This window comes from Nonomuraea sp. NPDC059194 (assembly GCF_042754765.1).
GTDB lineage: Bacteria > Actinomycetota > Actinomycetes > Streptosporangiales > Streptosporangiaceae > Nonomuraea.
In genome coordinates this window covers 18301-36894 of sequence record NZ_JBHZBH010000026.1, presented here as the reverse complement: position 1 = coordinate 36894, position 18594 = coordinate 18301, and the positions used below count along the sequence as shown (strand labels likewise).

Here is an 18594-nt window from a genome sequence, read left to right as displayed (position 1 = left end):
GAGCTAACGGGGGAAAAGGGGCATCGTGGTCGAGATGAGACCGCTCATTCCTGAGGATCCAGCGGAGGTCGGGGGACACCGCATCCTCGGGAGACTGGGCGAGGGTGGCCAGGGCATCGTCTACCTGGGCGAGGGGCCAGGCGGGCAACGGGTGGCCGTCAAGATCCTGCAGGGCTACCTGACCGCCAACGCGGAGGCGCGCGAGCGGTTCGTCCGCGAGGTGCGGATCGCCACCAGCGTGGCCAGGTTCTGCACCGCCCAGATCCTGGCGACCGGCGTGGTGGGCGAGAGCCCCTACATCGTCAGCGAGTACGTTTCCGGGCCCTCGCTCGAGGAGTCCGTACGGCAGGCAGGGGCCCGCACGGGGGCGGCGCTCGAACGGCTGGCCCTCAACACCGCGATGGCGCTGGCCGCCATCCACCGGGCGGGCGTGCTGCACCGCGACTTCAAGCCCGCCAACATCCTGCTGGGGCCCGACGGCCCCGTCGTGATCGACTTCGGCATCGCCAGGGCGCTGGACAGCGGGCTGCCGGGCATGACGCACCAGGGACAGTTCTTCGGCACGCCCAGGTACATGGCGCCCGAGCAGTTCGCGGAGGCCCCTGTCGGACCGCCCGCCGACGTGTTCGCGTGGGCGATGACGATGGTGTTCGCGGCGAACGGGAGGCCCGCGTTCCTCACCGAGACCCTGCCCGGGTTGCTGCACTCGATCATGAACGAGGAGCCGGACCTCGGGGTGCTCGCCGGAGGGCTGCGTGACCTGGTCTCGCTCTGCCTGGCCAAGGATCCCGCACGCAGGCCGTCGGCCGAGCAGCTCGTGGCCCAGCTGAGCGGGGCCCACACCCCGGTGCCGCCCGCCCGGCAACCGTTACCGCAGCAGCCTCCGCCCTCACCGCACCTTTCGCCGCCCTCACCTCAGCCGCCCTCGCTTCAGCCCGTTTCCCCACCTCAGCCGCTTCCGCACTCGTCGCGGCCACTGTCGTCATCCCAGCCCCAGCCGCCGCCGTTCCTCCAGCCTGGGCCTCACGACCTGCAGCAGTCACCACCTGGCACCCAGACTGCCCCGGCACCTCACCAGTCCACGTTTCCCGGGCAAGCTGTCCCGATGGCCCAGCAGGCTGCCCCGGCCATGCAGCAGTCCTCGTTGTCCGGCCAGGCTGGCCCGACGCCCCAGCATGCTGCCCCAGCCGCACAGCACGCCGTCCCGGGGCCCCAGCACGTGGTGCCGCTCCAGCAGGCGCTTCCGGGTGCGCCGCAGTCGGCAGCCCCCGCCCAGCACGCGTCACCGGGGCCCCAGCAAGCGTCGCCGCTCCCGCAGGCGCTTCCGGGCGCGCCGCAGTCGGCGGCCCCCGGTCCGCCATATGCGCCTTTCGGTCACCAGGCGACCATCCCACCCCCCTCGACCATCCCACCCCACTCGACCATCCCACCGCATTCGACCTTGCCGCCGCAGGCGCCACCGCCCGGCGTGCCGGGAGCGGAGGGCAGGTCGCCGAAGGGCAACAAACGGCTGATCGCCGTGCTGGCGGGAGCGACGGTCGCCGTGCTCGGTGCCGTAACCGCCGCGGTCGTGCTCTCCACGGGCGGCACCGCACCGCAGACCGGCGCGCGGGCGCAGGCGAACCCCCAGCCGAGCACGCTCCCCGTCGCGGTGCCCGACCGCGACGCGTGGTCCACTCCGACGCCGAGCGGATCGCCGAAGCCGAAAGCGAAGAAGAGGCGAACGCCGACGCCCACCCCGACCGCCATCACCAGGCCGCCGGTCAGGAAGGCGCGGCTCTCCGAGCGCAATCTCCTGGCGAACAGCGGGTTCAACGGGGCCGACCTGGCCCCCTGGTACCTGCGGGGCACCGTCAAGCAGGTCACCAGTGGCCAGCGCACCGGCTGGGGCGCGCTCTGGTTGACCGCCACGGCGGGGATGGACGCAGCCGCCGAGCAGGTGGCCAAGCTGCGCCCCAACACGAAGTACACGCTGAGCGGCTGGGTCCGCTCCGACGGCAGGCGGACCGTGTTCGGCGTCAAGACCACCGACCCCCGCAGGGGCGGCTGGCGGGCGCACAAGGGGAAGAAGTACGGCTACTACTCGATGACGTTCACCACCGGCAAGGACATCACGAAGGCGACGATCTTCTGCTGGCGGAAGGACACCGGCCAGGGCTACTGCGACGACGTCAGCCTCCGCGCCTGGGAGTAAGCCCTTCGCCGCGGCTGCCCGAGGACGTCGTCGTCGGAGCGAACGCGCAGGACGTGCCCGCCGTCGCTGCTGTCGGGCTCGCCGCTGGAGTGACATCCGCACATGAGGGAGCCCCCCGGACGCGGCGGTCGGTCCGGGGGGCTCCCTCCTGCTGAGATCAGGCGGCGCTCATCCTGCGCTGCAGGTCGATGAGGATCTCCATGGCCGCAGCTTGGCCGGCCTTGAGCTCCTGGACATCGCCCTTGATGACGGTCAGTTCCTTCGTGACCTCGGTCCTGAACGACTTGAGGTCGTTCCCGATGCCGTTGATCCGGTGCGTCAGGTCCTCCAGGCCCTGCATCATGTCCGCCCGAGTATCGATGATCGCGTTCTCGATGTCGGTGGCGAACTGCAGGCCGGATTCCTTGATGCCCATCTACTTCTCCCTTACCGTGGGGGAGGGACCTGGACGGTATCGACGTTCAGGTCCCGTTCTGGTGTTCTAACCCTAGCGGCTGACGACAGGGCAATGAACACTTTCTGTCGTCGAAGAGTCACCTCACGTCATACCTTTCTAGCATGTATAAGAAAGTGCTAATCTCGCATACCAAGCAAGCGCTCGATCGCGCGGAGGTGGCGGGGTGGATCGCACGGCCGTTCTGGTGATGGAGATGCAGCGGGGCGTTGTCGGCGATATCGCGAAATTTCCGGACCTGGTGGTGGCGTGCGACAAGCGCGACGTGATCCGCAACGCCGCCCACGTGCTGAGGGGCGCGAGGGCCCAAGGCGTCCCGGTCATCCACTGCACCGCCGCCTTCCGCGCCGACCGGGCGGGCTCGCACACCCGTAACACCCCCTTCCTCTCCCACCTGCTCAGAGACCCCGCCCACATGCTCGACGGCACCCCGGCCGTCGAAGTTCTGCCCGAGCTGTGGGACCAGCAAGACCTGGAGATCCGCCGCTTCCATGGGTTCTCGCCGTTCACCGGAACCAGCCTGGACATGACGCTGCGCTCGCTCGGCGTGACGAGCGTGGTCGCGATGGGCGTCTCGCTGAACCTCGGCATCCAGGGCCTGGCCATCGAGGCGGTCGCGCTCGGCTACCGGGTCACGGTCGTCACCGACGCCGTGGCGGGCATCCCCGAGGACTACGCGCAAGCCGTACTCGATCACACGATCAGCCTGCTGGCGACCAGGGTGACGGCCGCGCAGGTGTGGGAGGGCGCCGCCTGATGGACGGGCTGCGGCTGGATGGCAGGACGGCGGTGGTGACCGGGGGCGCGGGCGCGATCGGGGCCGCGATCTGCGCGGACCTCGACGCCCTCGGCGCGCGGGTGGTGGTCGCGGACGTGAACGAGGAGGGCGCGGTGGAGGTGGCCCAAACCCTGGGCTCCGGTACGGCCGGCCGCGTCGACCTCGCCGATCCCACATCCATCGCGGACTTCTGCGCCCAGGCCGGACCGGTGGACATCCTGGTCAACAACGCGGGCGTGTCGATCGTCGAGCCCTTCACCACCGGCGACCCCGCCCACTGGGACCTCATGTGGCTGGTCAACCTGCGGGCGCCCATGCTCATGACCAAGCTCCTGCTGCCCGGCATGGTCGGGCGCGGCTGGGGTCGGCTGGTGTTCGTCTCCTCCGACGGGGCGCGGGCCGGCTCGGGCGGCGAGGGCGCCTACGCGGCGACGAAGGCGGGCCTGTTCGGGCTGGCCAAGACGCTGGCGAGGGAGGCGGCCAGGGGCCAGGTGACCTCCAACGTGGTCTGTCCTGGCCCGACGGACACCCCGATGCTGCGCAGGGTGGACGCCGAGAAGCCGGGCCTGGTCGACAAGATCGCCAAGGGGATCCCGCTGCGCAGGCTGGGTACGCCGGAGGATGTCGCGGGCCTGGTGGCGTACCTGTGCACCGACAGGGCGGCCTACATCACGGGCCAGACCCTGTCGGTCAGCGGCGGGGTGACGATGCAGTGAGGTCAGAGCGCGTCGTAGACCGCGGCGGCCAGTTCCCATGCGGGAGTGGTCGCGGCGAAGGCGGTGGAGAGCCTGTTCATGGTGTAGGCGATGGCCACGCCGCGCTCGGGGTCGCCGAGGCCGAGGAAGCCGCCCATGCCCGTGTGCCCGAACGCGGAGGGGGCGAACGGGGCGAAGCTCTCCGAGGAGGTCATGAAACCGAGGCCGAACGAGGTGCCGATCCGCAGCACCCGGTCGTGGCCGCCGACCCTGGGCCTGATGGCGTCGCTCAGCGTGTCGGGCCGCAGGATCTCGCCCGCGATGAGCGCCCGGTAGAAGCCGGACAGCGCTCTCGCGGTGGTCACCAGGCCCATGGCGGGCCAGCCGGCGCGCAGGAGGTCGGGGTGGTTGGCGCCGCCCTTGAGCCGGTGCACGCCGGGGTTGCCGAGCGCCCTGTTCATGAGACTGTACGGGTCACTCGCGGCCTTCTCAGCGGCGGTGAGCGGCGCGGCCTCCCCAGGGGCGGGCGAAGGCGGAGCCGCCGACAGCCTGGCGACCCTTGGGATGACCTCGTCGGGCGCGCCCAGCCACATGTCCAGCCCGAGCGGCCCCGCGATCTCCGCGGCCACCAGGTCGGCCACCGACTTGCCCGTGACCCTGCGCACTACCTCGCCGATCAGGAACCCGTAGGTCAGCGCGTGGTAACCGTGCGCGGTGCCCGGCTCCCACAACGGCGACTGCCCGGCCAGCCTGGCGGCGATGGCGGCGTGGTCGCCGTACTCCTCGACGGGCACCCGCTCCTCGATCACCGGCAGCCCCGCCTGGTGGGTGAGGAGGTGTTCGACGGTGACCGAGGCTGCGGCGAACTCGGGCCACACCTCCTTCACCGGCGTCGAGAGCCCGAGCAGCCCCCGCTCGACCAGGAGCATCGTGACGGTCGCCGTGACCGCCTTGGTGCACGAGTAGGACAGGACGGGCGTGTCGCGCTCCCACGGGCGCCCCGTGCGCCGGTCGGCGATCCCGCCCCACAGGTCCGCCACCAGCTCGTCTCCCACGTGTACGGCGAACGCCGCGCCGAGCTCGGTGTGCCGCGCGAACACCTCGTCAAGCCGCATGGACCACTCTCCTCAAAGAAGGAAGCGCTTGCTTGGTAACCGAGCCTAACAACTGGGGCCGCTTCGGCCCAGACGACCAGCGCGGCACGCTGAACCTCCTCACCCCCGAGGTGGTCCTGCGGGCCCTGTCGGCGGCCAGGACGGGCAGGGTGCTCAGCCTGTCGATGCCCATCAGGGGCGCCACGTCCTCGCCCGCCCCCACCACCGTCCCGCACCTGCGCGGCCGCCCGCTGCCTCAGCACTTCATGTCCGTGGACGGCGGCGACTACGCGGCGGGCGCCAGGGCGATCGGCGCGGGCCTGCGCATGGCCGACGACGCACTGGTCGTCACCCATCACGGCACCACCACGCACATGGACGCGCTCTGCCACATGTGGGAGGGCGAGCAGCTCTACAACGGGCATCCGTCGGGAAGGGTCCGCTCGTACGGCGCGACAAGGTGCGGCATCGAACAGGTCGGGGGCGTGGTGGCGCGCGGGGTGCTGTTCGACGTTCCCGGCCACCTCGGCCTGGCGCACCTGCCCGCGGACTTCAGGATCGAGGCCGCGTTGCTGGAGGAGATCAACCCGGACGTACGGCAGGGCGACGTGCCGGTGATCCGTACCGGCTGGCCGTTGACCTGGCCGGACACCTACTGGACCGGGCAGCCTGGGCTGGCCGCGGACGCGGGACGCTGGCTGGCCGAGCGCGACGTCGCCGCCGTGGCCAGCGACAACGCCGCGATCGGCGGCCTGAACGCCGACCAGCTCGCCGACGAGAGCCTGCAGGACGATCTCCACCTCATCCTGCTGCACCGCCACGGCATCCACCTGGTCGAGATGCTGTGGCTGGAGGAGCTGGCGCAGGCGGGGCCCGCCGACTTCGTCTTCGTCGCGGCCCCGCTGCGGATCGAGGGCGGCACCGGCAGCCCGATCAACCCGCTGGCGGTCCTGTGAGGCCGAGGACGCGCAGGGCCTGCGTGGCGCTGTCGCGCAACCTGGCGGGGTCGTTCGATGCCTTGCCGACCACGTGCAGCCCCTGCAGCACCGTCAGCAGGAACCTGGAGAGCGCGCGAGGGTCCTGGCCGTCGCCCAGCTCGCCCTGCTCGCGGGCCCTGGTCAGCGCGGCGGCGAGCGCGGTCTCGACGCGGTCCCAGTGCGCCTGCACCCGCCGCGCCATGTCCTCGTCGTGGGGAGCCAGCTCGACCGCGGTGTTGACGACCAGGCAGCCGCGGTGCTCGGTGTCGTGCGCGGCCTCGTCGGCGAACCTCATGACCAGATCCCGTACGGCGGGCAGCGCGGGCCCCGGTGCCGACAGCGACCCCTCGATATCGATCCCCTGTGCGAGGTAGCGGTCGTAGGCGCGCAGGTAGAGCTCCCGCTTGCCGCCGAACGTCGCGTAGATGCTCGCCCTGCCGATGCCGAGATGCCGGACCAGGTCGGACATGGAGGTCGCCGCGTAGCCCCGCCGCCAGAACAGCTCCATCGCCTTCCGTAACGCCTGGTCGGGATCGAACTCCTTGGGCCTGCCCATGCCCCGACGCTACATCCGATCAATGCAGGCGTCGGCGCTGCCTGTCGGCCACCTGCCGGAAGACCTGTTTGAAGGCGGCGTAGGCCTCCTTGCCGACGGCCTCGGCGTGCCGCCGCTCGATGTCGGCGACGATCGCGTCGGACTTGGCCATCTCGTCCAGACCCAGCTTGGTCGGCACCACCAGTTTGGCCCTGCGGTCGCGCGGGTCGGGCTCCCTGCGGACGTAGCCCAGCTCGACCAGCTCGTCCAGCAGCGTGCCGATCACCTGTTTGTGCTGGCCGGACTGCTGGGCCAGGTCGGTGGCCCTGCTGCCCGCCTCGTCGAGGTAGGCCAGGACCGCGCCGTGGCGCGGGCGCAGCCCTGGATGGCCCTGCGCGGCCAGCGTGTCGAACAGCTCCTTCTGGAGGGAGAACAGCACTTGACCTGCCATGACGCCCAGATCGGGGTCGGCCTGCTTGCGTTCGGCGCGGTTCAACGAAGCTCCATATAGTCACTAATATTGACGGTCACTTATTCTTACTATATCGTTCTTCTCATGACGATTCTCATCACCGGTGCGACCGGTACGGTTTCCACGGCCCTGCTCGACTCCCTCACTACCAAGCAGGATGTCAGGGTCCTCGTGCGCGATCAGTCGAAGGCCCCCTCCGGCGTCGAGGTGGCCGTGGGCGACCTCGACCACCCGAAGACGCTGGTCGAGGCCTTCCGCGGCGTCGACACGCTGTGGCTGCTGACCGCGATGGGCCCCCAGGCGCCCCACGCGAGCATGAACGCGCTGTGGGCGGCCAAGGAGGCGGGCGTGAGCCATGTGGTCAGGATGTCGGCGATCGGGGCGGCCCATGACGCGCCGACCCGCAACGGCCGGTTGCACGCACTGTCCGACAACGAGTTGAAGGCGTCAGGGCTCGACTGGACGATCATCAAGCCCGCCTTCTTCATGCAGAACCTGTTCGGGTCGGTCAACGGCGACACCCTGTACTTCTCCTTGGGCGAGGGCAAGGTCGGGTTCATCGACGCGCGGGACATCGCAGCCTTCGGGGCAGCCGTCCTCGCCGACCCCAAGGCCCACGCGGGCAGGACCTACACGATCACCGGGCCGGAGAGCATCTCCCTGCACACCGCGGCCGCCACCCTCGGCGCGAGCTACCAGCCCGTCTCCGAGCAGGCCGCGTACGACGCGATGATCGGCGTGGGCATGCGGGTGTGGGACGCCGAGGTCAGCCTGGAGTACGGCAGGGCGTACTCGGCGGGGTGGGGCGACTACACCACGCCCGACTTCGCCGAGGTCGTCGGGCGGCCCGCGCGGTCGTTCGCCGAGTTCGCCAAGGACCACGAGGCCCACCTGCGCGCCTCGTGACCGGCCGTACCCCATGGGCCCCTATGGCACGGGTCGCCCGCGCGACGGCCTGCCGCCGACCGACCCCGTGGGGAAGCCTGGCGGCGTCCACGGCCGCCCCCCGGGGGACGCGTCTGCCGACGTACGCCGGGCGGGGTCAGGCGCCCGGGTAGTTGCCGCCGCCGTGGGCCGCGTCCAGGGCGTCGTAGTCGGGCGTGAAGCCCTTCTTCGGGATCGACGGCACGAAGTCGACGTGCCGGGGCTTCTTGTAGCTGGCCAGCAGCCCCCTGACGTGCTCGATCAGTTCCTCCGCCGACGCCTCGCCCTTCAGCGCCACCACCGCCTTGACCGTCTGGTGCCACCGCGCGTTCGGCACCCCGATCACCGCGGCGTCGGCCACCGCCGGATGCGACTTGAGCGCCCGCTCCACCTCGGCGGGATAGACGTTCTCGTTGCCTGACTTGATCATCCGCAGCTTCGGGCCGATGAACGTGATCGTGCCGTCGGGCTCGCGTTTGCCCAGGTCGCCGGTGTGGTGCCAGCCGTACAGGGATTTCTGGGCATTGAGCTCCGGCCGGGCGAAATATCCGGAAAAGAGGGTCTTGCCGCGAGCGCAGATCTCGCCCACCTCACCCGGCGCCACCTCACTCCCGTCGGCGGCCAGGATCCGCACCTGCGCCAGGGGAGAGGGGCGGCCCGCGAACCCCGCCGCGCCCGGCGCCAGGCCGAGGAAGGTGAGCATGCCACCCACCTCGGTCTGCCCGTATCCGCCCATTTTCGACCTGCACCACGGCGAGTCGTCGGGAGTGGTCATCTCGTCCCACTCCGCCGAGTGCGCGACGAACCGCAGCGACGACAGGTCGTGCTTGCTCTCCGCGTTCGCCGCCACCACCGCGTCGATCATCTGCCCGAACAGGAACGCCTGCGTCACCTTCTCCGCCTCGACCAGGCGGCAGACCTCCTCGGCCTCGAAGGAGGGCGTGAAGACGTTCGTCCCGCCGATCTGCAGCGTGGCCAGGCAGAACATCATCGTGCCCACGTGGAAGAGCGGCCCGTTGTTGAGGAAGGTGAAGCCGGGCTCCATCTGCCTGACCACCAGCAGCGACGTGCTGTGCGCCAGCAGCGCGGCGCTGCTGAGCAGGGCCGCGTTCGGGCGGCCGTCGAAGGCGGCGGTGTAGAGGGCGAGCGCCGGGGCCGTGTCCGGTACGTCGGGGAACTCCGCGGCGCCCCCTTCCTCGACGAGCGCCGCGTAGTCCTCCACCCACGAGTTGGTCGCCAGCGGCGCGGCCGCCTGCGACCGCTCCCACACCACCACTGCGGGGGAGAGGTCCTCGACGACGAACCGCAGTTCGTCGGTGGACTGGCGCCAGTTGGCCGGGCAGAAGACCGCCCCGAGGCGCGAGCAGGCCAGCAGCAGTTCCAGTACGGCATGCGAGTTCTGGCCGAGCCACAGCACCCGCTCCCCGGCCGTCACCCCCCGGCCCGCCAGCGCACCGGCCAGGCGGGTGACCCGGGCGTGGAGCTCGGGATAGCTGAGCCGTACCCCGCCGTCGACGACCGCGGTCACCTGCGGGCGGCTGCGCGCGTGCTCGGACAGGACGTCGGAGAGTGTCAGCGAGTGGATCATCACGCCTCCTGGAACGCGGGTATCACCTCGGTCGCGAAGAACCGCATGACCTTCTTCATCTCCTCCAGCGGCATCGGACGTGTGCTGCCGAAGTCGCACAGCAGCGTGGAGAACCCGGCCGCCTTCAGCACGCCGATCTGCTCGATCACGCGCGCGGGATCGCCGATGACCTCCAGTTGCTCCCAGCGGAAGTCGTTGGAGACCGAGCCGCCCTTGAGGTAGCGGTCCTGGTAGTACTCGAAGCCCTGCGCGGCCCTGCCCGTCTTCGGGTCGATGGGCGCGCTGCGTTCGTTGAAGATCCGCGACCGGTCGAAGGCCGCCTCGAACCTGGCCTGGTCTTCACGGGCCTGCTCGACGGTCGGCGCCACGTGCACGCTCCGCGCCACGACCAGGTCGGCCTCGGCGCCCCCTGCGGCCTCGCGCCAGGCCTGCGCCGCCTTCACGACCTTGCGGAACGGCGCGGCGGGGTCGGCCAGAATCGGCAGGCCCCGCTCGCCGTACATGGTGACGGTCTCGGGGGAGACGGCGGCGACGTGGATCGGCGGGTACGGCGCCTGCACCGGCCTGGGCGTCAGCGACACCTCACCCGTCCGGTAGAACTTGCCCTCGTGCTGGAAGGACTCCTGGGTCCACAGGCCCAGGATCACCTCCAGGGCCTCGTTGAAGCGGTCGCGCGCCTCGGCCAGGTCGATCCCGAAGCCCTCGAACTCGAAGCTCTGGTAGCCCCGGCCGATCCCCAGGTCGAGCCTGCCGCCCGACAGGACGTCGACGAGCGCGGCCTCCTCGGCCACGTGGACCGGGTTGTGCAGGGGGAGGACGACGATCCCGGTGCCCAGCCGGATCCGCTCCGTGCGGGCGGCGGCGTGGGCCAGCAGCGTGAACAGGTTCGGGACCACGCCGTAGTCGCGGAAGTGGTGCTCGGCCAGCCGTACTCCGTCGAAGCCCAGCTCCTCGGCCAGCTCGATGAGCTCCAGGTGGTAGTCGTAGACGTCCTTGAAGCTCTGCCCGTCGAACCGGTGGAAGAGGTGGAACGTGGAGAACCTCATGCGTCTGCCCTTCGGCCGGTGAACCAAGCGCTCGCTTGGGAGCGTACCAGCCCGGACGCCGCATCAGAAAGGACAAGGACTAAAGGCGTTTTGATGAGGGTTAAGGGCGCGGTCTCTCGCTGCGCTCGAGGCTGTGACAGCGGGGCTTCGCCCCACACCCCGGCGAGGGAGAACCCTCGCGCACCCCACGTGGCTGATGTCTGGTGATCGCGCCGGGGTCGCATGCCTGCTCGCCGCCCTCCTCGGAAGCCCAATGCCGTTGAGATATTGAATGATCTTGATCTTTTCTGTGCGGCCGACGGTATGCGCAAGAGCGTGACGGTCGGCCACCACCTCCGGCGCGGCATCGAGCATCCCCAGCAGGATGTGGCGCTCATCGGCCTTGGCGCCGGTCAGGGCGAACATCACCGGTAACCCGCCCAGCGTGCACAGGAGCCGCAGCCCCCAGAAATATCGGGAGTGGCTGGCGCAGTAGCCGTACTCGGCCCACCCGGCCAGGTCACTGTCCGAGCCCACCCATTCATGCAGTTGGTCCCCGCACTCGGCCTGTGCCGGATCGCTGGCTTCGCCGGGTTCGTCGGCCTCGCCCTCGCCGTCATGGCCTTCATGACGCGCACCCAGGACTGACCCGGACATCCTACGTATTTGTGGGCCCACGATCACGCTCGGGCGCGGCAGCGTATGTCGTGGGTCAAGGTGGTGACCTTGTGTCCGCGTTGGGACGTTCAAGCGACTCTGATGGCAAGTTCACGCGCAGCACGACGTTTGATCTCTTGTACGGATTTCTCGTGACTCCATGGCGTGAGCCCTTGGAGGAAGTCTCCCAGGTACTGGACGGATCGTTGGGACGTTACCGGGGTGAGGACGTCGATGGCTTGGTGGCCTGCGTGCAGGGCCTCATCGAGATTGCCAGCCTGCGAGTGGCTGCTCGCGATGACCGTCAGCCGCAGTCCGTGGGAGCGGACGAACTTGGCGGTTGGCATAGCAGCCAAGGCGTTCCAGTGCATTACCTGGCCCGGCATACGAAGGTCGCGGTAGATCTCGGCGGCATCGGCCGCCAGGCGGGGAAAGCCGAAGAAGTCGATCCATTGAGGGTCGTCGGCGCCGGTGGCGCGGCCGAGTAGCCTTTCGGATCTGGCGAATGCATGTTCTGCGGGGTTCCGGTCGCCAGCTCGCGCGTGCGCGCGGGCTTCGATCAGCGCGAAGAAGGCCAGGGTGCGCGGTGTTGCGGCGTGCTTGGTGCGTTCGGTGGCGGCCTGGGCCATGTCGATGGCTTCGGTGAGGTGTCCCGTCAGGGAGGCCTGCATGGCCATGGAGGCGAGGACGTATCCCCCCAGGGGGACGTCGCCTGCTGCGCGGGACAGGCGTAGTGCTTGGGTGTAGTGGCGTTGCGCGAGGCCGTGGCGGTGCATGTCGGCGGCGGCGAATCCGGCCAGGCGGGCCAGTTGCGCGGTGGCGGAAAACAGCTCCCGGCCGATCTGATCGGGGTAGGAGCCTTCGAGAAGCGGGGCGGCCTTGGTCTGGAGGACGTGAGTAACCAGGGACGCGCCCGAGCTGCCTCCTCCGTATCTGGAGTCCCAGTGCCGGGCGTGCTCAGCGGCTTCGTGGAGTTCGGCGATGTCACGCCGACCGACACGGCGCCCACCCCTATGTTCGGCTTCCGGATCTGCTGGTTGTGTCAGCCATCGCACCACTGGCGTTGCCAGAGCTGTTGCGGCGAAGACGGCGTCCATGAACGTTCGGCGGTGCATGTGGCTCCAGAACTGGGTTGTTCCGACGACCGCAGAGGGCAGGTCGCGTGGGAAGTCCAGCCCCAGGGTCGTTTCGATCGGCTCAGCATGGGTCATCCCAATGTCGGCCATAGTCACTCGTCTGCCTAGACGCTCTTGCAGCGCGGTGGCGATCAACATCGGCACGGGCCACTGCGGGGTCATACCGCGAAGCCAGTTCGCTACGGACGTGTGGGTGTAGTGGGTTTCGTGTCCCCACTGCAGGGCGAGCTCATTGATCCGGTGCGCGAGCGCTTTGTGACTCGCGCCCGATGCCGCAATCACCTGGTCAAGGGCCAGGTTAGGGATTCGTTCACGCACGTGCGTGTCGCCCACAGCACGGCTCCTCTGATCGGGGAATTCTTCTCGGTGATCTGCACCGAAGGTAAGCGCAGCGGCACTGTTTGTGAACCTTCGACGTGAGCCGTGAGCCCCCTTGTGTGCCCTCCCGGAGATCTCTGTCGGAGGTTGTGCTGATGACGGCACGCAGTCACCTCAATGAGACCTTGGGGGTTTCGATGCACATGAACGTCGTCATCGCGGGCACAGGCCCGGCCGGGCTCGCCTGCGCGCGAGCCATCCTGGCCGAGCGTCCCGACCTGCGCGTCCTCCTCCTCGAAGCCGGACGCCCTTACCGTCGTCGCCCCTGCCCCGTGGATCGCGGCCTCAGATGCACGGGCTGCGCCGGCGTCTGCAACGTCGTCAGCGGATTCGGCGGCTCCATGCACTACGGCGACGGCGCCAAGCTCAGCCTCCTGCCCTCCGGACGTCGGCTGGTCCCGCATCTGGGGGAGGAACGTACCCATGAGCTATGCGCCACAGCGTTCGAGTGGCTGACCGCTCCGCTCGCCATCAAGCCGACGCTTCAGGGTGAGCACCTGTCGGAGGGGGCGCTCAGCGCGTTCGCGGCCAACCAGCTCCAGATCCGCGAGTATCCGGTCGCCATCCTGGGCGAGAGCGATCTACGCGCCGTCATCGAGGGCTGGCACGGCGACTTGGAGCCCGTACTGGATCTGTGGCACACCGCCGAGCTGACCGCTGCCGAGCCGTACGGCAACGGGCTGCGGCTGACCGTCCGCACCGCCCGGCGGGAACAGTATCTGACCGCCGACCACCTGGTGCTGGCCACCGGGCGCCGCGGCGTCACCTCCACCACCGCCCTGCTGCAAAGCCTCGGCGTGCCAACCGAGCTTCCCGACATCTCCGTGGGAGTACGTCTGGAGATGGCGGTCAGCCTCTTGGAGGCCATCGGGGAGGAGCACCCCGATCTGAAGGTCAGCCAGCTCGACCACGCGCAGAAGATCAAGTCGTTCTGCTTCTGCGGCGGCCCGAACGGTGGCCGTATCAAGCTGACGAACTACCAGTCGGCCTTCGGTGATCCCGTGATCACCCTGGACGGACATGAGACCACCGAGCGGCCGTGTGGCGACCGTCCCCTGGCTTCCAACTTCGGCCTGCTGTGCCAGGTGCAGGGGCGTGGCAACGCGCTGGAGGCCCGGGACTCCTTCATCGCTACCTACCGGCAGCTGAACCAGGGCAGGCCGTTCGCGCAGAGCCTGCGGGCGTTCCTGGACCGCACCGGCGACCTGGGTAGCTGGCGGGAGCTGGAGGCGCGGATGCCATTCCAGCCGTCCATCCAGGACCTGTCTGCTGGCCGGGTCGACCGGCTGTTCACCGACGCCGAGCACGCGAGCCTCACCGCTGGTTTCCGCCGGTTCATGGGCGCGATCCTCGCCCACTCCGGCAGAGCGCTGACGGTGGACGACGTGCTGGACGACATCCTGGTCGTCGGCCCGGAGATGGAGTTCCTGTGGGACAAGCCGCAGATCGACGCCGACTGCAAGGTGCCTGGCCTGCCGGTCTACGTGGTCGGCGACTCCGCCGGTATCGCGCAGGGCATTGTGCAGGCCGCCATGATGGGCATCGCCGCCGGGCGCGCCATCGACGCCGTCACGACGGCGTCGATCGTGGAGCATGAGCTGGCTCACCTGGCGCAGAGGTGACCGCGATGGCCATCACCGCCGCTGAACGCAGCACCGACCTGCAGGCCCGGCCCGCCGGTCTCGACAGCCTCTACCCGGCCGCCGCCTGGGAACTGCCCGTCAACCCGGCACTTCCGGCGCCCCGGCTGCCCGCGCCGCCCGAGGAGCGACGCAACCTGACCGGCTACCTGGACCACTACGGGCCGTTCATCCTCCGGGAATTCCCGGTCCCGGGTCAGGTGGAGCGGATTGCCGCGATCGACAAGGCGTTCCCGCACGGCCTGTACGACCTCATGCTCCTGGTCGGGCGCGATGACGTCCTACGCACCGACGTCGCCAACACGCCCGACCCCGTCCTCGCCGCCTTGCTGCGCGCGGCCCGCGGCTTCATCGACTTCACCACCGACGCCACTGTCCAGCGCACCTTCGGCCTTGTGGGCAGCAAGCTCAGCATCGGCTGGAACCACGACCCCACCCGCGACCGCGACAACGGGCAGTGGTGGGACAAGCGCCTGCACCTCCACCTCAACTGCTGGACCGCTGCCGTCCAAGCGACGGTCCGCCCCGTACGCCTCGCCGAGATCGCCGACACCACCACCCGCCGCTCCCTCGTCGACCCCGTCGCCCACCTCGCGCACCGCGTCATGGCCGATGCCCTGCACGGCGCATCCCTGCCCACCGGGTGCGAACTGCTCGTCCCGGACTTGCGGCGCGACGCGGCCCAGGGCCTGCCGGTCGGCCTCAAACTTCGCCTGCCCGGCTGGCGCTTTGTCACCACCGCGCCGTGCCGAGCCCTGCTCCGCTGCCTCCACACCACCGCGGCCACCAGCTACCAGGCACTGCTGACCGCCTTCACCGGCTTCGGCGACGCCCCGGCCCTCTGGAGCCGTCCCCGGCTGCTGCCTCCCGCCGAGGTGCGGCTCAACCTCGACGCGCTGCCGTGGCTGTCGGAGGCTTCCCGCTCGAAACTGCTGCATCTGCGTCACGTCCTGCGAGACGTGACCGACCGCGAAATGCGCTTCCTGGCCGACCGCCCCTGGGTGGCCAACCGCTGCCTGACCCTCGGCGGCCTGAGCTACAACATCGCCCTCACCTCTGCTCAGACCGTCAGCGCCGACGACCTGCGGGATGACGGCGGCCTCTACCTGGTCATGCAGTTCAAGCTGGTCAGCTACATCGGGTCCAGCCCCGCCATCGGCGGCGCTGTCGCCTCCGTCATCGATCGCACTGGTGGACCCGTGATGACCAGCGCGGACCGCGAACGGCGAGCCGCATTTCAGCGTGCCTACCTCGACACCCTCACCCCGGCATTCAGCACCGCGGCCTGACCTCGGCCGTGAGAAAGGCGGACCCGGTGATCGACCCCGACATTCTCAACTTCTACGAACTGGGCCTGGAGCAGGATCGGCTCAAGAACCCGCACCGCTCGATCGAATACCACCGCACCATGGACATCCTGCGACGCCACCTGCCTCCCCCGCCAGCGACCGTCCTCGACGTCGGCGGCGGGCCTGGCCGGTACGCGCTCGCGCTGGCCGCCCTGGGCTACCAGGTGCATCTCATCGACCCCGTCCCGCTGCACATCGAGCAGGCCCAAGCCAGTTCTGAGGCGGTCGATCACCATCTGGCGGGCATCATGTTCGGAGATGCCCGCCACCTCGACCAGCCTGACGCCTGCGCCGACGCTGTGCTCCTCCTCGGCCCGCTCTACCACCTGACCAGCGTCGCCGACCGGCACCGGGCCTGGTCGGAGGCCCGCAGGGTCCTGCGCCCAGGCGGCACGGTGGTCGCGGCCGGGGCGTCCCGCTACTACACGACCTGGGAGATGCTCTCCAAGGGCACCCTGAACCTGCCCGGCGCGCAGGAGGCCGTGCAGCAGCACATCGCCACCGGGCAGCACCGCAACCCCGGCCGGGACTACCAGCGGCTGTGGACCACGGCCTACTTCCACGACCCGAACGAGCTCGCCGGTGAGGCCGCCGCCGCAGGCCTCACCGTGCGGGCGCTGCTAGCCGTCGAAGGTCCGGCCAAGCTGCTGCCCGACCTCGCAGACCGCATGCGAGAACAGGCCAGCACGCAGCAGCTCATGGCAGCGATCCGGCGGCTGGAGACCGAACCGAGCGTCTTGGGCCTTTCCTCCCACGTGCTGGTCATCGCCGATATCACAGGCGGCGAGCAAGGCGCCGCCCAGTGAACCCCGACCAGACCAACAGGCTCATCCGCGACGTCTCTACCTGGATCGACCACTGGCCCGACAACCGCGACCGCGACCGGGAGGCGCTGCTGTGGGGCAGGGTCGCCAAGGTCGCCGAGGAGGCAGGCGAGGTGATTACCGCGCTCATCGCCGCCACGGGCCAAAACCCGCGCAAAGGCCGGTCGCCCGCCGGGTTCGATGCTGTCGAATACGAACTCCTGGACGTGGCGATGACCGCCCTGGCGGCCCTGGCTCACCTGCACGCTGACGACCCGGAACCGGCCGATCTGCTCGGCCTGCTCGCTCAGCACGTCGAGACCGTAGCCGAGCGGGCAGACCTCACCTGAACATCCTCACCAGATCGCTGCCCCGGGCAGCCGGAGCTTCCGGCAGCCCGGGGCAGCACCATGAGCGGCGACAGGCTATGGCCGGCCGACGCTGAGGTAGGTGAAGCCAAGAGCGCGCATCCCGGCAGGGTCCAGCAGGTTCCGGCCGTCGAAGAGCACCGGCCTGCGCATCGCCGAGGCGGCCCGCGCCCAGTCGACCTCCTTGAGCTGCGGCCACTCCGTAACCACGATCGCCGCGTCCGCCCCGTCGACCGCCAGTTCCGGGGTCGTGTGGCGGCTCGTCGATGTCCACGGCTCCGTCTCGGCCGGGCGAGCCATGGGATCCCAGCAGCGCACCTCGGCGCCCTCGGCCAGCAGCCGGGCAGCCAGCACCGTGCTCGGCGCCTCCCGCATGTCGTCCGTTCCCGGCTTGAACGTCAGCCCGAGCAGCGCCACTCGCGCACCCGCTAGAGTGCCGAGTTCGTCCTTGAGTTTCTGGATCGCCCTGCGCTTTTGCAGGTTGTTGACCTCGATCACGGCTGACAGCAGCTGCAGGTGGTAGCCGGTGTTGCTGGCCAGCTGCCGCAACGCCTCGGAGTCTTTCGGGAAGCAGGAGCCGCCCCAGCCGATACCGGGGCGCAGGAAGTGAGCGCCGAGACGGTGATCCATGCCGACCGCACGGGCGACCTCCTCGACGTCAGCACCGGTCTTCTCACACAGTGTGGCGATCTCGTTGATAAAGCTGATCTTCGTGGCGAGCAGGGCGTTCGACGCGAGTTTCACCATCTCGGCCGACCGCACATCCATCACGACGACCGGGCCGTCCACACCCTGATGCAACTCCGCGATCAGGCGGGCAGTCTCCTCGTCGGAAGCACCCACGACGATTCGGTCGGGGTGCAGGAAGTCGTCGACCGCCGTGCCTTCGGCGGTGAACTCCGGGTTCGAGACATACCCAATGTGTTCGAGTCCGGCCGCGTCCAGCGTGGCCCGCACACGCGTACCCGTTCCCACCGGCACGGTGGACTTCATCACCACAGCCCGCAGACTCGACGCGCCCTCCAGCGACTTCACGACCGACCAGACCCGAGACAGGTCGGCGTCGCCGGACGGTGACGGCGGCGTGTCCACGCACACGTAGGCGATCTCGGCCCCGTCCAGGGTCTCTTGAAGATCAAGGGTGAAGGTCAGGCGCTCCTTGTTGCGAGCGATCATGTCGCCAAGCCCCGGCTCGTAGATGGGTATATCGCCTGACCGCAGAAGCGTGATCTTCTCCGGGTTGATGTCGCGCACCACTACCTGGTGGCCGAGCTCGGCGAGGCAGGCACCGGTCACCAGACCGATGTAGCCAGCACCGAACACAGCAACATGCCGTTCCTTGCCAACCATGGTCATCCAATCTCGTGCGGTCGAACCTCGAGTCGAGCCGTTTCGGGGGAGCTTGTGCCCCCCGAGCCTGCGAAGGGTGCTTCACCATAACGCGCACGCCGGAAGCACTGCGGTCGTTGCCTGAGATTCGCGCGCGGCAGCAGAATGCGACCAATTGCCGCAGAAGCACGGCCTCAG

18 protein-coding genes are annotated in these 18594 nt (G+C 69.5%); 10 read left to right on the top strand and 8 right to left on the bottom strand.

The window, feature by feature from the left end; genetic code table 11:
* Window positions 1-34: 34 nt before the first annotated feature.
* Window positions 35-2194 carry a protein kinase gene (locus ACFXJ8_RS28235; RefSeq protein WP_379646997.1) on the top strand — a complete coding sequence of 720 codons (2160 nt, stop codon included), beginning with the start codon at window positions 35-37 and terminating at the stop codon, window positions 2192-2194.
* 157 nt (window positions 2195-2351) lie between these two features.
* On the opposite strand, the gene ACFXJ8_RS28230 is transcribed toward ACFXJ8_RS28235, so the two are convergent.
* The gene (locus ACFXJ8_RS28230) at window positions 2352-2609 is read right to left on the bottom strand and encodes a hypothetical protein (RefSeq protein WP_379646996.1); all 258 of its coding nucleotides are present in this window, start codon (window positions 2607-2609) and stop codon (window positions 2352-2354) included.
* A 205-nt stretch (window positions 2610-2814) separates the two neighbouring features.
* On the opposite strand from ACFXJ8_RS28230, the gene ACFXJ8_RS28225 reads away from it, so the two are divergent.
* On the top strand, window positions 2815-3405 hold the full coding sequence (locus ACFXJ8_RS28225; protein ID WP_379646995.1) for a cysteine hydrolase family protein: 591 nt from the start codon (window positions 2815-2817) through the stop codon (window positions 3403-3405).
* Window positions 3405-4142 (top strand): SDR family NAD(P)-dependent oxidoreductase, encoded by a 738-nt coding sequence (locus tag ACFXJ8_RS28220; RefSeq protein WP_379647084.1) that lies wholly within the window; start codon window positions 3405-3407, stop codon window positions 4140-4142. The genes ACFXJ8_RS28225 and ACFXJ8_RS28220 overlap by 1 nt, the downstream gene beginning before the upstream one ends.
* 2 nt (window positions 4143-4144) lie before the next feature.
* Here ACFXJ8_RS28220 and ACFXJ8_RS28215 read toward each other — a convergent pair whose 3' ends face one another.
* Window positions 4145-5236: a serine hydrolase domain-containing protein gene (locus ACFXJ8_RS28215; RefSeq protein ID WP_379646994.1), complete on the bottom strand. Its 1092-nt coding sequence runs from the start codon at window positions 5234-5236 to the stop codon at window positions 4145-4147.
* Window positions 5237-5268: 32 nt separating this feature from the next.
* On the opposite strand from ACFXJ8_RS28215, the gene ACFXJ8_RS28210 reads away from it, so the two are divergent.
* The gene (locus ACFXJ8_RS28210; RefSeq protein ID WP_379646993.1) at window positions 5269-6171 is read left to right on the top strand and encodes a cyclase family protein; all 903 of its coding nucleotides are present in this window, start codon (window positions 5269-5271) and stop codon (window positions 6169-6171) included.
* Here the strand turns inward: ACFXJ8_RS28210 and ACFXJ8_RS28205 are convergent.
* Together ACFXJ8_RS28205 and ACFXJ8_RS28200 are read right to left on the bottom strand one after the other, a co-directional pair.
* Complete coding sequence (locus ACFXJ8_RS28205; RefSeq protein ID WP_379646992.1) at window positions 6149-6748, bottom strand: TetR/AcrR family transcriptional regulator; 600 nt, start codon at window positions 6746-6748, stop codon at window positions 6149-6151. The genes ACFXJ8_RS28210 and ACFXJ8_RS28205 overlap by 23 nt on opposite strands.
* 19 nt (window positions 6749-6767) lie before the next feature.
* The gene (locus ACFXJ8_RS28200) at window positions 6768-7223 is read right to left on the bottom strand and encodes a MarR family transcriptional regulator (RefSeq protein WP_379646991.1); all 456 of its coding nucleotides are present in this window, start codon (window positions 7221-7223) and stop codon (window positions 6768-6770) included.
* Between the two features lie 60 nt (window positions 7224-7283).
* Between ACFXJ8_RS28200 and ACFXJ8_RS28195 the strand changes: the two genes are divergently transcribed.
* Window positions 7284-8105 carry an NAD(P)H-binding protein gene (locus tag ACFXJ8_RS28195; RefSeq protein WP_379646990.1) on the top strand — a complete coding sequence of 274 codons (822 nt, stop codon included), beginning with the start codon at window positions 7284-7286 and terminating at the stop codon, window positions 8103-8105.
* A gap of 136 nt (window positions 8106-8241) precedes the next feature.
* Here ACFXJ8_RS28195 and ACFXJ8_RS28190 read toward each other — a convergent pair whose 3' ends face one another.
* Both ACFXJ8_RS28190 and ACFXJ8_RS28185 read right to left on the bottom strand, forming a co-directional pair.
* A complete protein-coding gene (locus ACFXJ8_RS28190) occupies window positions 8242-9711 on the bottom strand; it encodes an AMP-binding protein (RefSeq protein ID WP_379646989.1) in 1470 nt (489 codons plus the stop codon).
* Window positions 9711-10757, bottom strand: coding sequence for an LLM class flavin-dependent oxidoreductase (locus tag ACFXJ8_RS28185; protein WP_379646988.1), 1047 nt, complete (start codon window positions 10755-10757; stop codon window positions 9711-9713). Before ACFXJ8_RS28185 ends, ACFXJ8_RS28190 begins: the two co-directional genes overlap by 1 nt.
* Before the next feature lie 267 nt (window positions 10758-11024).
* Between ACFXJ8_RS28185 and ACFXJ8_RS28180 the strand changes: the two genes are divergently transcribed.
* Window positions 11025-11171: a hypothetical protein gene (locus ACFXJ8_RS28180; protein ID WP_379646987.1), complete on the top strand. Its 147-nt coding sequence runs from the start codon at window positions 11025-11027 to the stop codon at window positions 11169-11171.
* A 311-nt stretch (window positions 11172-11482) separates the two neighbouring features.
* On the opposite strand, the gene ACFXJ8_RS28175 is transcribed toward ACFXJ8_RS28180, so the two are convergent.
* Window positions 11483-12862, bottom strand: coding sequence for a sporulation protein (locus ACFXJ8_RS28175; RefSeq protein WP_379646986.1), 1380 nt, complete (start codon window positions 12860-12862; stop codon window positions 11483-11485).
* Window positions 12863-13050: 188 nt separating this feature from the next.
* On the opposite strand from ACFXJ8_RS28175, the gene ACFXJ8_RS28170 reads away from it, so the two are divergent.
* Genes ACFXJ8_RS28170 through ACFXJ8_RS28155 form a run of 4 tightly spaced genes read left to right on the top strand, consistent with a single transcriptional unit; the run spans window position 13051 to window position 17049 of the window.
* Entirely contained in the window at window positions 13051-14529 is a 1479-nt protein-coding gene (locus ACFXJ8_RS28170) for a hypothetical protein (RefSeq protein ID WP_379646985.1), read from the top strand.
* 5 nt (window positions 14530-14534) lie between these two features.
* Complete coding sequence (locus ACFXJ8_RS28165) at window positions 14535-15836, top strand: hypothetical protein (RefSeq protein ID WP_379646984.1); 1302 nt, start codon at window positions 14535-14537, stop codon at window positions 15834-15836.
* Between the two features lie 26 nt (window positions 15837-15862).
* A complete protein-coding gene (locus tag ACFXJ8_RS28160) occupies window positions 15863-16702 on the top strand; it encodes a class I SAM-dependent methyltransferase (RefSeq protein ID WP_379646983.1) in 840 nt (279 codons plus the stop codon).
* The gene (locus ACFXJ8_RS28155) at window positions 16699-17049 is read left to right on the top strand and encodes a MazG-like family protein (protein ID WP_379646982.1); all 351 of its coding nucleotides are present in this window, start codon (window positions 16699-16701) and stop codon (window positions 17047-17049) included. Before ACFXJ8_RS28160 ends, ACFXJ8_RS28155 begins: the two co-directional genes overlap by 4 nt.
* A 75-nt stretch (window positions 17050-17124) precedes the next feature.
* On the opposite strand, the gene ACFXJ8_RS28150 is transcribed toward ACFXJ8_RS28155, so the two are convergent.
* Window positions 17125-18423, bottom strand: a complete 1299-nt coding sequence (locus tag ACFXJ8_RS28150; protein WP_379646981.1) for a UDP-glucose dehydrogenase family protein — start codon at window positions 18421-18423, stop codon at window positions 17125-17127.
* Window positions 18424-18594 lie beyond the last annotated feature (171 nt).

Coding starts and splice junctions, on each gene's coding strand:
- ACFXJ8_RS28150 (WP_379646981.1), bottom strand. CDS start 18,423: ATGACCATGGTTGGCAAGGAACGGCATGTTGCTGTGTTCGGTGCTGGC.
- ACFXJ8_RS28235 (WP_379646997.1), top strand. CDS start 35: ATGAGACCGCTCATTCCTGAGGATCCAGCGGAGGTCGGGGGACACCGC.
- ACFXJ8_RS28195 (WP_379646990.1), top strand. CDS start 7,284: ATGACGATTCTCATCACCGGTGCGACCGGTACGGTTTCCACGGCCCTG.
- ACFXJ8_RS28215 (WP_379646994.1), bottom strand. CDS start 5,236: ATGCGGCTTGACGAGGTGTTCGCGCGGCACACCGAGCTCGGCGCGGCG.
- ACFXJ8_RS28170 (WP_379646985.1), top strand. CDS start 13,051: ATGAACGTCGTCATCGCGGGCACAGGCCCGGCCGGGCTCGCCTGCGCG.
- ACFXJ8_RS28220 (WP_379647084.1), top strand. CDS start 3,405: ATGGACGGGCTGCGGCTGGATGGCAGGACGGCGGTGGTGACCGGGGGC.
- ACFXJ8_RS28190 (WP_379646989.1), bottom strand. CDS start 9,711: ATGATCCACTCGCTGACACTCTCCGACGTCCTGTCCGAGCACGCGCGC.
- ACFXJ8_RS28185 (WP_379646988.1), bottom strand. CDS start 10,757: ATGAGGTTCTCCACGTTCCACCTCTTCCACCGGTTCGACGGGCAGAGC.
- ACFXJ8_RS28205 (WP_379646992.1), bottom strand. CDS start 6,748: ATGGGCAGGCCCAAGGAGTTCGATCCCGACCAGGCGTTACGGAAGGCG.
- ACFXJ8_RS28230 (WP_379646996.1), bottom strand. CDS start 2,609: ATGGGCATCAAGGAATCCGGCCTGCAGTTCGCCACCGACATCGAGAAC.
- ACFXJ8_RS28165 (WP_379646984.1), top strand. CDS start 14,535: ATGGCCATCACCGCCGCTGAACGCAGCACCGACCTGCAGGCCCGGCCC.